We start from the raw sequence: 15,377 nt of genomic DNA, 5'->3' as shown, positions 1-15,377 counted from the left end.
CAGCGATGCTCTCGCCCCAACTGCGGCCGACGCCCCGAGGACCTGCCGGAGTGGCCCGTCACGAGGATCGGGTGCGCGTGCCGGCCCGGGAAGCTGGCGCCGTAGGCAACCGGGGGCCTGTTGTGGACGAGTTCGCCGTCGATCGTGATGCGGAACGGCCGGTCGCCGATGCCGGAATCGCGGTGGACGCAGCCGAGTGCGAGCAGGGTAAGCCCGGCGGGCCAGGGCAGCGCGGGATGAGGACGCGTAGACATGATCTCTCCAAAGACCTGACGGAAGGCATGGGAACGGGCCGACGGCGACGTCGGCAACCCAGGCGTGGGGAACGTGTCAGGTCTAGAGAGCAGGCGGTGTCACGCGGGGTGAGGTCCTCTCGTGAATGCGTCGGAGACGGATACCTCGTTGCACGCTAGGTCGGAACGGGTCGCGACGCCATCCATTTCGATGCGGTCGCCGGCCACCACCAGAGCCGTGATCCGGGAAGTCGGTGAGTGGAAATCGGCGAAACGTCGGCATTGGCGCGTGGTGAACGACGGGTATCCCGGACGGGGTATCTGCGTCGATCATTGCCCGAGGATAGATGCGAGTCACTCTCACCTCCTGGCGGAACGCCCGGGCGCGGAGGACGAGACGTCGGCACCGGAGCCGGGCGTGACCGAACGGCCCGACTCCGCGTCCCCGGAGGATCGCCATGCCCCGTCCCGCTCTCCGTAACCGGCTCGCGGCGTTCACCGCCGCAGTCCTGACCGCGAGCGTCCTGACGGTGACCCCGCCGTCACCGGCGCTGGCCGCCACGACGTTCGCCGCCAACGACTACTGCCTCGGCCAGTGCGCCGACATCCTGCCCCCCGGGCAGAACGGCAACGCGACGCTGGTCGCCATCCTGGCGCACCAGGCGCTCGGCACCCGCCCGGCGCACTCCAGCGACCAGCTCGACGAGTACGCGAACCTGGTCTACAACTACGCCGGGCTGACCGACGAGCAGATCGCCCACTTCTACAACGACGCCTCGTTCGGCGTTCCGGCCGCACAGGTGGAGAGCACCGTCTCGCCGCGGTCGGACGTCACCATCGTGCGGGACAAGGCCACCGGCGTCCCGCACGTCACCGGCACCACCCGCGCCGGCACCATGTTCGGCGCCGGTTACGCCGGAGCCCAGGACCGGCTCTGGGTGATGGATCTGCTGCGGCACGTCGGGCGTGGAAACGTCACCTCGTTCGCCGGCGGCGCGCCGGGCAACCGCGAGCTGGAGCAGAGCGTCTGGGCCAACTCGCCCTACACCGAGGCGGACCTCCAGGCCCAGGTGAACGCGCTGCGCACCAAGGGCGCCCGGGGCCAGCAGCTCTACACCGACGTGGTCGACTACATCGCCGGCATCAACGCCTACATCGACAAGTCGATCGCCGACGACAACTACCCGGGCGAGTACGTGCTCGCGGGCGCGGGCAAGCCGAAGCACTTCACGATGACCGACCTGATCGCCACCGCCGGTGTGATCGGCGGGCTCTTCGGCGGGGGCGGGGGCAGCGAGATGCAGTCCGCGCTGGTCCGGGTGGCGGCCCGCGCCAAGTACGGGGCGACCGAGGGCGACCGGGTGTGGGCGGCGTTCCGCTCGCAGAACGACCCGGAGACCGTGCTCACCCTGCACGACGGACAAAGCTTCCCGTACGGGGCGACGCCACCGGGCGCGACGAGCGCGGTGCTCCCCGACGCCGGCTCGGTGGTCGCCGAACCCCTCGCGTACGACGCCACCGGCGGGGCCGCCGCCCGCACCGGTGCCAGCACCGCCACGAAGGAACTGCTCGGAGGCCTGTCCAACCTGCGCGCGCACGGCATGTCCAACGCGGTGGTGGTCTCCGGACGGCACACCACCACGGGCAATCCGGTTGCCGTGTTCGGGCCGCAGACCGGCTACTTCGCGCCGCAGTTGCTCATGCTCCAGGAGTTGCAGGGGCCGGGCATCAGCGCGCGTGGCGCGGCGTTCGCCGGGCTGAACCTCTACGTGCTGCTCGGCCGGGGCCAGGACTACGCGTGGAGCGCCACCTCCGCGTCCCAGGATCTCACCGACACGTACGCGGTGCCGCTGTGCACCACCGACGGCAGTGCCCCGACGCTGCGCACCAACCGCTACCTCTACCACGGGCAGTGCCTCGCCATGGAGGCGCTGGAGCAGCGCAACTCCTGGACCCCGACGTTGGCCGACTCCACCCCGGCCGGCTCGTACACACTGCGCGCGTTGCGCACCAAGTACGGGCTGGTCTCCTACCGGGGCCTGGTCAACGGGCAGCCGACGGCCTTCACCAAACTGCGCTCGACCTACCGGCACGAGGCGGACTCGGCGATCGGCTTCCAGGCCTTCAACGACCCGTCGGCGATGGGCAGCGCGGCGGCTTTCCAGGCGTCCGCAGCCGACGTGGGGTACGCGTTCAACTGGTTCTACGTCAACTCGACCGAGGCGGCGTACCTCAACTCCGGCGCGAACCCGGTCCGTCCGGCCACCGCCGATGCGAACCTGCCCACGAAGGCCGAGCCGGCGTACGAGTGGGCCGGCTGGAATCCGGACACCAACGACGCCACCTACACCCCGGCGTCGGCGCATCCGCAGTCGGTCAACCAGGACTACTACGTCAGCTGGAACAACAAGCAGGCGCGGGACTTCGGGGCGGCGGACGGCAACTTCAGCTTCGGCTCCGTACACCGGGCTCAGCTGCTCGACGGCCCGGTGCGGGCGGCGATCGCGCAGCGCAAGCTCGGCCGCGCCGACGTCGTGAAGATCGTGGCGGACGCGGCGGTGACCGACCTGCGCGGCCAGCAGGTCCTCGGTGACCTGCTGCGGGTGCTGGACAGCACGCCGATCACCGATCCGGCGCTGGCCGACGCGGTGGGCAAGCTGCGCGCCTGGCAGCAGGCCGGAGTCCGCCGGGTGGAGACGTCCCCCGGCTCCAAGGTCTACCAGCACGCCGACGCCATCCGGATCTTCGACGCCTGGTGGCCGCTGTTGGCCTCGGCGCAGTTCCGCCCCGGCCTCGGGCCGGACCTCTACGCCGCGCTGGTCGACGCCATCCAGGTGAACGAGGCCCCGTCGGGCGGCCAGAACGGCGGGCGCGACGGCGCCGCGAACTGGGCGTTGCAGGGCCAGGCGCACAAGGGCTCGTCATTCCAACACGGCTGGTGGGGGTACGTCGACAAGGATCTGCGCACCGTGCTCGGCGACCCGGTGGCCGGAGGGCTGGGCCGCGCGTACTGCGGCAACGGCAACCTCGGTGCCTGCCGGCAGGCCCTGCTCGACGCGCTCGGCCAGGCCGCCGCGGTGCCGGCCACCACCGTCTACCCGGGTGACAAGTCGTGCGGGGCCGGCGACCAGTGGTGCGCCGACGCGATCGCCCACTCCGGGCTCGGCGGCATCACCCACCCGGTGATCGCCTGGCAGAACCGCCCCACCTACCAGCAGGTCGTCTCGTTCCCGGCGCGCCGGGGCGACGACGTCACCAACCTGGCGCAGGGCCGTCCGGCGACCGCGTCGAGCACCCAGTTCCTGACCGGCCACACGCCGGACAAGGCGGTCGACGGCAGCCTCGGCAGCCGGTGGGCGAGCAGCTACAACGACAACCAGTGGCTCCGGGTCGACCTCGGCGCGGCCCGCACCGTCAGCCGGGCGGTGCTGCGGTGGGAGGCCGCGCACGGCACCTCGTACCGGATCGAGGTCTCCGCCGACGGCAGCTCCTGGTCGCCGGTGTTCGCCACCACGACCGGCAACGGCGGCGTCGACAACGCCACCTTCGCCCCGGTCACCGCCCGCTACGTGCGGGTGTACGGGGTCAAACGCGCCACCTCGTACGGGTTCTCGCTCTACGAATTCGAGCTGTACGGCACGTGAGCCTGCCCGGAGGGGGCGGCGGAATCGCCCGCCGCCCCCTCCGGTGCGCGCCATCACTGCCGACCGGTGTGTTGTCGGGTCAACAGAACGCGCTCACGTCGGGGCCGCTGGTGTTCCGTCGGTGGCGGGCCCGATCAGCGAGAGGGTGCAACGAGGAACGATCTGATGTGGTCCAGCGCCATGTCCAGGGCGACTTCCATGGGTGCGACGTCGTGCGCGGTGTTCGCCAACAGGTAGCCGCCCTGCAGAGCGGCCATCAATCCCGTGGCCAACTTCTCCGGGTCGGCATCCTGGCGCAGCAGGCCACCGTCGCGCATCCGGTGCAGACCATCACTGATCAGCTTCTCCCACGCCGCGAATGTCTCCGACAGGGACGATCGCGCCTTCTCGTCCTGATCAGACAGTTCGAGGGCCATTGACCCGAGGCCGCACCCGTATCGGCCGTTGTTCAGCGAGTTGGCCTGGACCAGCGCGTTACGCCACCGGATCAGCCCTGAGAACGATCTCAGTCGTTCGAGCCCGGCGCTTTCCCGCTGAAGCACCAGCGCGCCCCGATAGGTGACCAGGGCGCGCACCAGTTCCTGCTTGTCGGCGAAGTGGTGGTAGAGCTGGGACTTGCTCGTCTGGCTTGCCTCGCGGATGTCGTCGAGGGTGGTCGCGTTCACTCCGCGCACGAGCGTCAGCCGGTTCGCTGCATCGAGGATCCGCTCTCGCGTCGCGATGCCCCGCTGACTGATCCGCCGCCTGTTCGTCGGCGCAGTCACCTGCTCGTCGCTCATCAATCGAGTCTATCCAGCAGAATTTGGACTTCGGAGTCCAGCGGGTGGACGTGCATTCCGCTCCCTTGATGAGCTGCGACCATCACCAGAGTCATCGTTGGTACGGGATTACCGGGGACCATCCGGTCCCAGAGCGCGCGCGGGCCGGCGCGCGGACCGGGGTCCGCGCGCCGGAGGTGTCAGGCCGATGCCCGCTTCGGGAGCTTCCACCCGGGGCGGGGGAAGTGGCAGGTGTACCCGTTCGGGTAGGTCTGCAGGTAGTTCTGGTGCTCCGGCTCGGCCTCCCAGAAGTCACCCGCCGCGGTGACCTCGGTGACGACCTTGCCGGGCCACAGGCCCGAGGCGTCGACGTCGGCGATGGTGTCCTCGGCGACCCGCTTCTGCCCGTCGTTGGTGTAGAAGATCGCCGAGCGGTAGCTGAGGCCGATGTCGTTGCCCTGGCGGTTCTTCGTCGACGGGTCGTGGATCTGGAAGAAGAACTCGAGCAGCGCGCGGAAGTCGGTCTGGTCGGTGTCGTAGACGACCTCGATGGACTCCGCGTGGGTGCCGTGGTTGCGGTAGGTGGCGTTCGGCACGTCGCCGCCGCTGTAGCCGACGCGCGTGGACACGACGCCGGGCTGGCGGCGGAACAACTCCTCCATGCCCCAGAAGCAGCCGCCGGCGAGGATTGCCTTTTCGGTGTTCACGTCGTCTCCTTGCCTGTCGTCGTGCCAGCCCACCTGGACACGCAGGTACAGACGCTCGCCGGGTCGGTGGTATTCCCGCAGCCTCCACCCTACCTGGACTCCAGAGTCCACGAGCGCGGGTCTCACCGACGTCGGGCCGCTGCGCAGCGATGATTCTGACCTGGCACTTGAGCCTGACCACAGGGGTAACCAGATGAAACAATAGTGGACTTGACAGACCAGTTTTACCGTGGCTAGGTTCGGGACGCTCGACCGGGTGGCTCGGGGAGCGATGGGTGCCTGACCTGCCCGTCTGCGTCGAGTCGACACAAGCCCCGCCACCCTCGGCGATATCCGCGCGCCCCAACCGCTGCCGACCTGATGCGGCACGGTGCCGAGGCGTGCCGCCGTCAATGCTGGGAAACGGAACTGCGCTCCTCGTGCCAGCGCGGACGAGGGCTGGATACAGGGAGGTGTCTGATGAAGGCGATCGTGGTGACGGACGAGGCTGCGGGAACGGCCGGGATGACGCTGGTCGAGCGGCCTGAGCCGGAACCGGCCCTCAACGACGTCGTCGTCCAGGTTCACGCGTCGGGGTTCGTCCCGACCGAGTTGGCGTGGCCCTCGACCTGGACCGATCGCCTCGGCCGTGACCGGACGCCGTCGATACCCGGGCACGAGCTGGCCGGAGTGGTCAGCGCTCTCGGGTACGGCACGACGGGACTGTCGGTGGGACAGCGGGTGTTCGGGCTCACCGACTGGACCCGCGACGGCACCCTGGCGGAGTACGTGGCCGTCGAGGCCCGCAACCTCGCGCCGCTGCCCGGCGACGTCGACTTCACTGTGGGAGCGAGCCTGCCGATCTCTGGCCTGACCGCCTGGCAGGGGTTGTTCGAGCACGGCCGCCTTCGGGCGGGGCAGAGCGTCCTCGTGCACGGCGCGGCCGGCGCAGTCGGGTCGATGGTGACGCAGCTCGCGCGTGAGTTCGGCGCCCACGTCATCGGCACCGGGCGCGCTGCCGACCGTGACCGGGCGCTGGACTTCGGCGCACACGAGTTCGTCGACCTCGGCAACGAGGCCGTGGAAGACGTCGGTGGAGTCGATCTCGTCTTCGACGTCATCGGCGGTGAGATCGGGAAGCGTTCGGCAGGCCTCATCCGAGCCGGAGGATCACTGGTCTCCGTTGTCGGGCCGTCCGAGGCGCGGCCCGCGAACGTCCTGTCGACAGATTTCGTGGTGATGCCTGATCGCCCCCAACTGGGGGAAATCGTCCAGCGGGTACGGGATGGGCGACTGCGGACGAACATTGGCACCGTCGCAGACCTCGACGACGCCGTCGCCGCTCTCAACCCGACCGAGCGGATCACCGGAAAAACGATCATCCGCACTCGCTCCCCGCGCTGAAGTCGACGAGCCGCTGCACGGGTGTGTTCGCTACGACGTCAGGACGATTCGTCCGAAGACCTCGCCAGCGTCCATCTTCTGGTGCGCCACCACCGCCCGCTCCAGCGGCATAACCTCGTGCACCACGGTCTGGAGCTCCGCGCGAGCGGCGGCGGCGAACTGCTCCGTGCGCACGGCCTGCCGGGCGGCCGCCGTCACCGTCGCGGCGCTGAAGGTGGCGAACGACATCGACTTCTGGAACGCGGTCATCAACCTCGTCCCGAAGTCCGCGGGCGGTTGGCCGCCCACCGCCCCGACGGCCACGAGCCGGCCGTTGGGGTTGAGTCGGTCGAAGAACGCGGGCAGGTCCCGGCCCGCGACAACGTCGATGATGACGTCGTAGCCGGTGGGATCGTCCGAACCCCCTGCCCCGGAGCGGTCCAGCACGTGGGTCGCACCAAGGCGGCGCAGCCGGCGGCCGCGCTCCGGCGACGAGGTCGTGACCGCGACGGCACTGGCGCCACCGCGGACCGCGAGCTGCACCGCCGTGATTCCGATGCTGCCGGCCGCACCGCGGACCAGGACCGACTCGCCTGGCGAGAAGTGCGCGTGAGCGAGGCCGAAGTGAGCCACGACCCCGGAGCTGCCGAGCGTCACGGCGTCGACCGCGGAGAGGCCCGCCGGCAGGGACAGAACCTCGGCGATCGGGGCGACCACCTGCTCGGCGTAGCCGCCGCCCGTACCCGTGAAGGCCCAGACGCGTTGCCCGATCCAGGCGGGGTCCCCGCCGTCACCCACGGCCGTGACCGTGCCGGCAACCTCGCCGCCGGGGATGTGACCCTCGCGGAAGCCGTACGCGGCGAGAGCGCCGCTGCGGATCAGGACGTCGGCGCCTGCCACGCCGACCGCCTCAGTGGTGATCAACGCCTCCCCGGGAGCGGGCACCGGGGCCGGGAGGTCGACGACCGCCAGCCCGCGGGGATCGCCGAACTCCTTGATCATTACTGCCTTCACTGTTCGTCACCCTTTCCACGCCAGTCCTGCGGACGCCCGAACGGTAGTGGACGCATGCGTCCGTTTAGCTAGAGTGAGAGAGTGGGAGGCCAGTTGACTCAGAACCTGCGGTCGGACGCGCTGGACAACCGTGAGCGCATCCTCGACACCGCCCGGGCGGTCTTCGCCGCCGAAGGCATGTACGTGCCGTGCGTGAGATAGCCCGACGAGCCGGAGTCGGCCCCGCCACTCTCTACCGCAGGTTCCCCACCAAGCAGGCGTTGGCCACGGAGGCGTTCGCGGATCAGATGAACGCGTGCGTCGCCGTCGTCGACGAAGGGCTCAGCGACCCGGACCCCTGGCACGGCCTGTGCCTCGTGATCGAGCAGCTCTGTGAGCTGCAAGCCCGAAACCGAGGCTTCACCGCGGCGTTCACCTCGGCATTTCCCCACGCCGTGCACCTCGCCGCGAAGCGTGAAGCCGCCCTCGCCTCGCTCGCCGAACTGATGCGCCGGGCCAAGGGCACCGGCCATCTACGGGCGGAGGTGGGCCTGGACGATCTCGTTCTCATGCTGATGGCCAACGGTGGCCTGTACGCCACCTCGACGAACGCCCGGGTTGCCGCCTCTCGGCGCTTCGCCGCGCTCACGATCGAGGCGTTTCGCGGCTGATCGGCACCCGGGCGGCGGCACGCGGACAATGGGGCGATGAAGCGAGACGTGAACCTGATGCGGTGGACCGGAACGCGTGCCGACGGCGCGGTGGCGACGGGCGCGGCGGCTACCGGCGCGCGGGCTGCGGGCGCGGCGTCGGTCGGTGCCCTCGCCGTGGGGGCGCTGGCCGTCGGGGCCGTGGCTGTCGGGGCGCTGGTCATCGGGCGGCTGGCGATCCGCCGGGCGGTCGTGCGGGAGTTGCGCGTCGGCCGGTTGGAGATCGACGAGTTGGTGGTGCACAGCCGACCCACTGCTGAGGAATGACCCACGCGACACCGTTCGGCCCGCGCTCGCGCCGCGCTGGGCGGGGTGGACAGCCTGTCGGTCCGCCCACCCCGCTGACAACGGTTCAGTAGCGACGCAGGACGTGCTTGTCCGCGTTCAGGTGGCGGTCGAGTTTGATCACGATGAACTCGTTGTCGTCCGCCTGGCCGGCCGTCCGACCGGCCGACGACGGGAAGTTGTTGTCATTCAGGACGGCGAGCGTGCGGTCGTCGAGGATCACCACGTCCTCGATCGTCTGGAACGGGAACGTGAACGGGTCACCGAAACCGCCGACGTGCCGAGGGTTGGCGATTGCCATCAGGTCGGCGACCAGCGTCTTGTCGAGCAGCCCGTCGCGGTTACGGTCGCGCTTGTCGGCAAGGTAGATCTTCTTGACCTTGGCCGTCTCGCCCTGGCCGTTGTCCCGCTCGATGATCAGGAAGCGGTCGCGATCGACCATGATGGCGTCACCGATCGCGTTTGCGGGAGAGTCGAGCGCGTAGCTCCAGCGCCGTCCGGTGTAGGCGTTGGTCCGGATGTCGAATTCGTTCAGCCGGAGGGTGCCGGCCGGATCACCCGTGATCGTGCCCTCAAGCAGCGGGTAGAGCGTGCGACCGTCCGGCGACTGGGCCATGCCCTCGAAACCCTTGCTGCTGCCAAGGTTGGCCGGGGTCGCACCGCGGCTCGGGTTCTCGGGGGCGAAAACCCCGGGCAACGGCACCGGCGCCTGCAGCAAGCGACCCGCCCGGTCGAAATGCAGCAGGTACGGGCCGAACTCGTCACCGATCCAGTACGTGCCATCCGCCGTCCGGGTGATCGACTCGACGTCGAAGTCCGCCCCGGTGAGCACGCGGTCGGCACGAGTGAGCGGGAAGGGCACCTTGCCGTACGGGTCGGTCAGGTTGATGCCACCGAGCACGTCCACGGCGCCGCTGCCGAAGTCGGGCGCGACCCGCTGCACACGCAGCACGAAATCGGCACTGTTGGCCTTGTTGCCGAAGCCGTTGTCGGACAGCACGTCGAAGGTGCCGTCGGCGTTGCGCAGGACGCCGCTGAATCCCTGGATCGGTTGGTCGGCGAACGGCGGGATGATTCCATTGATGGGGGCACTGCCGAGCGACGAGCCGGACGGTTCGCTGCCGGGAACGAAGGTTGCCGCCGGCAGCGCGGCGAACCTCAACAACTCGGCCTGGTCCCACGTGTTCCGCTCGGCCGCGGTCGCGGTGCCCGGCAGCGTCAGGGTCAGCGCGACCGCCGCAGCGGTCAGGCCCATCCGCTTACTAACTGCCATCGATCCTCATCTCTCCAGGTGCCAGCAGGACGTTTTCGGTCCGCTGGCACCGTAGAGCGATGCGGTGAACTCGAACTGGCCACAGGGGAATGCCCGCCCAAACCGCCGGCGGATGCCGCACGGCTGTCAGCCGCGCCGGGCCTCCCGCCTGCCTGTACGTACGGCAGGCGGGAGGCCCGGTGTCGGTCAGCCGTCAGCGGCCCTGCAGGCGCTTCACGTTGTCGCCGAAGGTCCACCCCTTCGACCCGTCCCAGTTCGCCGACCAGGTCATCAGACCCTTGAGACCGGGTACGGAGTTCCACGCCTGCGTGACCAACGACGTCGACAGGTGGCCGCCGCCGGCCCCGATCTGCGCGGGCAGGCCCGGGACCTGCTTGTCGTACGGCACCCGGATGGTGGTGCCCTGGATGGTGAGCCCGTTGTTCAGGCACTGCGTCTGCACGGTGAAGCCCTGCACGGTGCCCGCCGGGTACGAGTCGCCGGCGCAGCCGTACATGCTGCCGTTGTAGTACTGCATGTTGAGCCACCAGAGCCGGCCGTTGTCCACGTACTTCTTGATGATCGGCAGGTACGAGCCCCAGATCGAGCCGTAGACCACGCTGCCGCCGGTGACGTAGGCCGTCTCCGGTGCCATGGTCAGGCCGAAGTTCGACGGCATCCGGGCCAGCACGCCGTCGATGATCCGGATCAGGTTGGCCTGCGACGTGGACAGGGTGTTGATGTTGCCGCTGCCGGTCAGGCCGGTCTCGATGTCGATGTCGATGCCGTCGAAGTGGTAGGCCGTCAGGATCGGCACGATCGTCGCGATGAACCGGTCGGCGACGGCGGTCGAGCTCAGGTCGATGCCCGCGGCGGCTCCGCCGATCGACATCAGGATGGTGGCGCCGGCCGCCTTGGCCTGGCACATCTCGGCCGGGGTGGCGACCTTCACGCCGGCGTCCATGCCGTTCTCCCAGAGGACCGTGCCGTCCGAGCGGATCACCGGGAACGCCGCGTTGATCACGTTGTAGCCGTGCTGGTTGAGCCGGCTGTCGGTGATCGGGATCCAGCCGAGGCCGGGGTGCACGCCGTTGGAGGCCCCGTCCCAGTTCTCCCAGTAGCCCTGCAGCACCTTGCCGGTGGGCCGCGACTTCACCGCGCAGGTCCCACCGGTGGGTGGTGGCGTGGTGGGAGGAGGAGTGGTCGGCGGTGGGGTGGTGGGTGGCGGCGTCGTCGGTGGTGGCGTGGTGGGTGGCGGGGTGGTCCCCGAGCACGCGCCGAGGTCACGCCAGAGCGATGGAGTCGAGGCGGGGTTCCAGCCGGCGCCGGGGTGCGCGGTGTGGGTCACCAGCGCCTGGTAGAGCCGCCCGCCGTAGGTGACCTGCGCGCCCGCCTGGTAGGTGGGTCCTTCGGCCCAGCCGGGGGCGGCGCAGGCGACCATCGGAACGGCGTTGGCCGAGGGTACGGCCGCCATGCTGCTGGGGACGAAGGCGACGGCGGCCGTGAGGGTCATCGCCGCCCCGGCCACCGCTGCGAAAATCCGATGTCTTCTCATGGCTCACTCCCCAGGCTTCGACGACCCGCGACCTCCACATATTGACGTTCGTGACGTCTAATATCAAGGGTTGTTTACAGATAACGGGAAGTGGGGGAGCGGTCGGCGCGAGGGGGGTCGAGAACCTGTTTGATGGCGTGTCCTCCGGTAAGGTGAAAGTTGAGTTATTTTCCTCTTCTATCCTGAGATGCGCGGTTGGCGTGAATACGGTGAGGTCGGGCGATCAGGCGCGTCATCGCGGCAGCTCGGCGGTGCTCTCGACCGGTACGGCGTGGGCCGGGTCGCGGTGGCGGCTGCGCACATCTGCCCGCGTTCGGAAACCACTGACCAACGAGGGAGAAGAGACATGCTCGGTATCTCGCTACGTCGGCCGAAGACCATCGCCGCAACGCTCGCCGCCGCCACGCTGGTGACGGTGCTCGGCTCAGCCGCCCCAGGCGTGTCCGCGGACGGCGGCCCGCGACCAACCCCGGACGAGGGGCATCGCAGCAGACCAACCATCGTCCTGGTGCACGGCGCTTGGGCGGACGGCTCCAGTTGGAGTGGGGAGGTCAAGAGACTCCAGGCCCGCGGTTTCGATGTCCAGGTCGCGCCGCAACCCAACCGGGGGCCGACGATCGACAGCGGCTACCTGAAGGACTTCCTGTCCACCATCGAGGGTCCCATCGTGATCGCCGCCCACTCCTACGGCGGTTTCGTGACGAGCGACGCCGCGACCGGCAACAAGAACGTCAAGGCACTCGTCTTCGTCGACGCCTTCGCCCCGGACAAGGGGGAGACCGTCGAAGAGCTCACCGCGGGCTCCGGCTCGATTCTCGAACCGGCCCTGACCGACCCCACGAGCGTCTTCAAGCTCGTACCGTTCCCCGGCGCCCCGGAGGGCGCGGCCGACGCGTACGTCCTGCCGAAGGTGTTCATCCCCGGCTTCGCCAACGGTCTGCCCCGGCGGCAGGCGGAGGTGCTCGCCGTGACCCAGACCGCCCTGGCCACGAACGCGCTGGGGGTGCCGGCCACCGAGCCGGCGTGGAAGACGATCCCGGTGTGGGCGGTCATCGGCACCGAGGACCGGGTCATCCCGCCGGCCAGCCAGGAGGCGATGATGAAGCGGGCGGGAGCCGACATCACCCGGATCGACGCCGGCCACCTGGGCCTGATCTCGCATCCCGGCGAGGTCACCGAGGTCATCCTGGAGGCGGCCCGGACGACCGCCTGACCGTCTCCTGACCTCGGCGGCAACGGGAGCCGGGTTTGCAAACGGCCGGCCGTGGCATCGCGGTGAGCGATGCCACGGCCGGCCGTCGTGTCAGTCGTGCCGTCGGGTCAGTCGGTCGCCTTGGCGGCGGCCTCGATCTGGTTGGTGACCACGCCCGCGTCGGTGACCATGGACAGGTGAGGCGCGTTGATCTCGGTCGTGTGCGCCTTGGCCCTCCTGGACATGGCGATCTGCTGGGCGGCGGGGATGACGGCGTCCTGCTTGCCGACCACCGACCACGAGGGGATGGTCAGCCAGGCGGGCTCCTTGGACTCCTCGACCAGGGCACCGAAGGCCAGCGGACGCTGCCGGGAGGCCAGCACCGCCACGTCCTTGGCGGAAATGCTCTTGTCGGCGAACGCCTTGCCGAAGATCGACGGCTTCACGTAGAGGTTCACGTTGTGCGGGTCGTCACCGGGGATCGCGACCTGGTCGAAGACGGTGGACACGTCGGCGGCGAAGATCGAGCCCGGCACGGCCGAGGTCAGCGACAGCACGGTGTCGTGCTCGTCCGGGATGTACGCGTCGACGTAGACCAGGGCCTTGACCTGCTCGTCGCCCCGGGCGGCGTTCGTGATGACCATGCCGCCGTACGAGTGCCCGACGAGGACGATCGGTCCGGTGATGGTGTCCAGGTAGGCGCGCAGGTTGGCGGCGTCGTTCTCCACGCCGGACAGCAGATTCGGCGGCGTGACCACCCGGTAGCCGTCGTGCTGGAGCTTGGCCGCCACCTTGTCCCAGCTCGACCCGTCCGCCCACGCCCCGTGCACGAGCACGACTGTCGGCTTGGCCGTTGCGGGCCGTGAGTGCAGGGTGTGAGCCGTCGAGGCCTGTGCGGTGCCGATACCGGCACCACCCAGGGTGAGCGCGCCGATGACCACGCCCACGGAGATGAGGCGCCGCCGGGAAAACAATTTCACGGTGTTTCCTTTCACTTACTTCGCGCAGAAGTCGAGCAGGGCGGCGTTGACCTGATCGCTGTGGGTCCAGGCAATGGCGTGCGGCCCGCCCTCGATGACGAGCAGGCGCGAATCCGCGATGAAGGCGGACAGTCGCTGGCCGGTGACCCCGATGGGTAGGACCCGGTCCTCATCGCCCTGGATCACGAGTACCGGCACGTCGATCTTGGGCAGGTCGGCGCGGAAATCGGTGAGCCACGTCGGGATGCAGGCCACCGCGGCGACGGGAGATCCGGCCACCGCCACGTTCACACTCGCCTGGAACGCCTCCTCGCTGACCAGCGAACCGCCGTAGACGTCGACGTTGTAGAAGTTCTCCAGGAACTGCTTGAGCCACCCGTTCCGGTCCGCCCGCGCGGCCTGGACGAACCCGTCGAACAACGACTGCGGTGCGCCTTCGGGGTTGTCGTCGGTCTTCAGGAGAAACGGCGGGATCGGCGACATCAGCACAGCCTTCGCGACCCGGTCGGTGCCGTGACGACCCAGGTAGCGGGCAACGTCGCCGGTTCCCATCGAGTGACCCACGAGGATCGCGTCGCGTACGTCCAGTTGCGTGAGCAGCGCGTTCAGGTCGTCGGCGAACGTGTCGACGTCGTATCCACCGTCGGGCTGGCTGGAATTGCCCCAACCCCGCCGGTCATACGTGATGGCCCGGTAACCGGCCGCGACCAGTGCGGAGACCTGCTTTTCCCAGGCCTGCCCACTCAGCGGGTAGCCGTGGCTGAGTACCACCGGCCTACCGGCACCGTGATCCTCGTAGTAGATCTCGATCGGGTCGGCTCCCTCTGAGCCAACTGTGACATGGGGCATGCGCACTCCTTGGGCTTGCGTTCCGCGTTGGAACCATGCCGAAGGTACGGAGATGACACCGTTTCCCGAATCACCCGAACCACGTAGTCTCCGTTTCGGCGACCGACTCGACGGACAACGAGAAATGGGCGATGCGGTGGCGCCGGGGCGAATCGCAGGCTGGGCCGAAAAGCGAAGCCGCTGCCCTTCCATCCCTAGGATGTCAATCGTGACGACGCCCGACCGCAGGCCCCCGGACGCGCCGCGGTCCCGCTGCGAGTTCAAGGTCTTCGGCGGTCTCGGCTGCCGGCGGGACGGCTCGGACGTCGATCTTGGCCCGGTGCGCCAGCGGATCATCCTGGCCAAGCTCCTTGCCGCCGGCGGTGACGCGGTCAGCCTCGACGCCATCATCGACGGCGTATGGGACGAACAGCCGCCGCCCAGCGCCGCCAACCAGGTCCACCGACACGTCGGGCAGATCCGGCGGATCTTCGAACCGGACCTGGACGTCCGTGAAACCGGTCGCTACCTGATACCGGCCGGTACGGGCTACCGGTTGGTCCTCGCGACCGAGGACTCCGATCTGGCCATGTATCGCGAGTTGGTTCGACGAGCCCGCGCAGCGCTCGCCGGCGGTGACGTCATGGTCGGCGTCCGGGCGTACCTGACCGCTCTGGAGCTTGGCCGCAGCCCCGCGTTCACCGACCTCCCCGCCAGTGCGTCGAGTTCGCCGGAGTTCGTCGCCATCGAACGGGAGCGTGTCGCGGTGGGGGGGGGGGCCCCCCCCGGGGGCCGCGCGGCGGCCCCGCAAGTGGCCGGCGGTGTTCGGTGTTTCTCTCTTGTTAAATTACCAAAACCAGGATTTGATTTTGTATGGG

General features: G+C 69.2%; 13 protein-coding genes and 1 pseudogene. 7 read left to right on the top strand and 7 right to left on the bottom strand.

Annotated elements, in window-relative coordinates; translation table 11 throughout:
- The first annotated feature begins 691 nt into the window (after positions 1-691).
- Positions 692-3,877, top strand: coding sequence for a penicillin acylase family protein (locus tag AB0877_RS11275; RefSeq protein WP_366608447.1), 3,186 nt, complete (start codon positions 692-694; stop codon positions 3,875-3,877).
- Between the two features lie 134 nt (positions 3,878-4,011).
- Here AB0877_RS11275 and AB0877_RS11270 read toward each other — a convergent pair whose 3' ends face one another.
- Positions 4,012-4,656 (bottom strand): TetR/AcrR family transcriptional regulator, encoded by a 645-nt coding sequence (locus AB0877_RS11270; RefSeq protein WP_366608446.1) that lies wholly within the window; start codon positions 4,654-4,656, stop codon positions 4,012-4,014.
- Between the two features lie 179 nt (positions 4,657-4,835).
- Positions 4,836-5,342, bottom strand: a complete 507-nt coding sequence (gene msrA / locus AB0877_RS11265) for a peptide-methionine (S)-S-oxide reductase MsrA (protein WP_366608445.1) — start codon at positions 5,340-5,342, stop codon at positions 4,836-4,838.
- Positions 5,343-5,801: 459 nt separating this feature from the next.
- Here msrA and AB0877_RS11260 point away from each other — a divergent pair, with 459 nt between their 5' ends.
- Complete coding sequence (locus AB0877_RS11260; RefSeq protein WP_366608444.1) at positions 5,802-6,725, top strand: NADP-dependent oxidoreductase; 924 nt, start codon at positions 5,802-5,804, stop codon at positions 6,723-6,725.
- A gap of 30 nt (positions 6,726-6,755) precedes the next feature.
- Here AB0877_RS11260 and AB0877_RS11255 read toward each other — a convergent pair whose 3' ends face one another.
- The gene (locus tag AB0877_RS11255) at positions 6,756-7,718 is read right to left on the bottom strand and encodes a zinc-binding dehydrogenase (protein ID WP_366608443.1); all 963 of its coding nucleotides are present in this window, start codon (positions 7,716-7,718) and stop codon (positions 6,756-6,758) included.
- A 188-nt stretch (positions 7,719-7,906) separates the two neighbouring features.
- Between AB0877_RS11255 and AB0877_RS11250 the strand changes: the two are divergent.
- The 3 genes and pseudogenes from AB0877_RS11250 to AB0877_RS11240 form a co-directional block, all read left to right on the top strand.
- Positions 7,907-7,951, top strand: a pseudogene (locus AB0877_RS11250) (hypothetical protein); the annotation flags it as partial.
- Between the two features lie 27 nt (positions 7,952-7,978).
- Positions 7,979-8,368, top strand: coding sequence for a TetR/AcrR family transcriptional regulator (locus AB0877_RS11245; protein WP_366608718.1), 390 nt, complete (start codon positions 7,979-7,981; stop codon positions 8,366-8,368).
- A gap of 36 nt (positions 8,369-8,404) precedes the next feature.
- Positions 8,405-8,674, top strand: a complete 270-nt coding sequence (locus AB0877_RS11240) for a hypothetical protein (RefSeq protein WP_366608442.1) — start codon at positions 8,405-8,407, stop codon at positions 8,672-8,674.
- An 85-nt stretch (positions 8,675-8,759) separates the two neighbouring features.
- Here AB0877_RS11240 and AB0877_RS11235 read toward each other — a convergent pair whose 3' ends face one another.
- Both AB0877_RS11235 and AB0877_RS11230 read right to left on the bottom strand, forming a co-directional pair.
- The gene (locus tag AB0877_RS11235) at positions 8,760-9,965 is read right to left on the bottom strand and encodes an esterase-like activity of phytase family protein (protein ID WP_366608441.1); all 1,206 of its coding nucleotides are present in this window, start codon (positions 9,963-9,965) and stop codon (positions 8,760-8,762) included.
- A gap of 193 nt (positions 9,966-10,158) precedes the next feature.
- A complete protein-coding gene (locus AB0877_RS11230; RefSeq protein WP_366608440.1) occupies positions 10,159-11,499 on the bottom strand; it encodes a glycosyl hydrolase family 18 protein in 1,341 nt (446 codons plus the stop codon).
- Positions 11,500-11,845: 346 nt separating this feature from the next.
- Here AB0877_RS11230 and AB0877_RS11225 point away from each other — a divergent pair, with 346 nt between their 5' ends.
- Positions 11,846-12,712, top strand: coding sequence for an alpha/beta hydrolase (locus AB0877_RS11225; protein ID WP_366608439.1), 867 nt, complete (start codon positions 11,846-11,848; stop codon positions 12,710-12,712).
- 107 nt (positions 12,713-12,819) lie between these two features.
- Here AB0877_RS11225 and AB0877_RS11220 read toward each other — a convergent pair whose 3' ends face one another.
- Together AB0877_RS11220 and AB0877_RS11215 are read right to left on the bottom strand one after the other, a co-directional pair.
- Positions 12,820-13,671, bottom strand: coding sequence for an alpha/beta hydrolase (locus AB0877_RS11220; protein ID WP_366608438.1), 852 nt, complete (start codon positions 13,669-13,671; stop codon positions 12,820-12,822).
- Between the two features lie 15 nt (positions 13,672-13,686).
- Positions 13,687-14,520: an alpha/beta hydrolase gene (locus tag AB0877_RS11215; RefSeq protein ID WP_366608437.1), complete on the bottom strand. Its 834-nt coding sequence runs from the start codon at positions 14,518-14,520 to the stop codon at positions 13,687-13,689.
- A 208-nt stretch (positions 14,521-14,728) separates the two neighbouring features.
- Here AB0877_RS11215 and AB0877_RS11210 point away from each other — a divergent pair.
- The coding region (locus tag AB0877_RS11210) for a BTAD domain-containing putative transcriptional regulator (RefSeq protein WP_366608436.1) at positions 14,729-15,377 on the top strand (649 nt) is incomplete at its 3' end.

Source organism: Micromonospora sp. NPDC047644, assembly GCF_040704315.1.
Classification (GTDB): Bacteria; Actinomycetota; Actinomycetes; order Mycobacteriales; family Micromonosporaceae; genus Micromonospora.
This window is presented reverse-complemented; position numbering and strand designations above follow the sequence as displayed.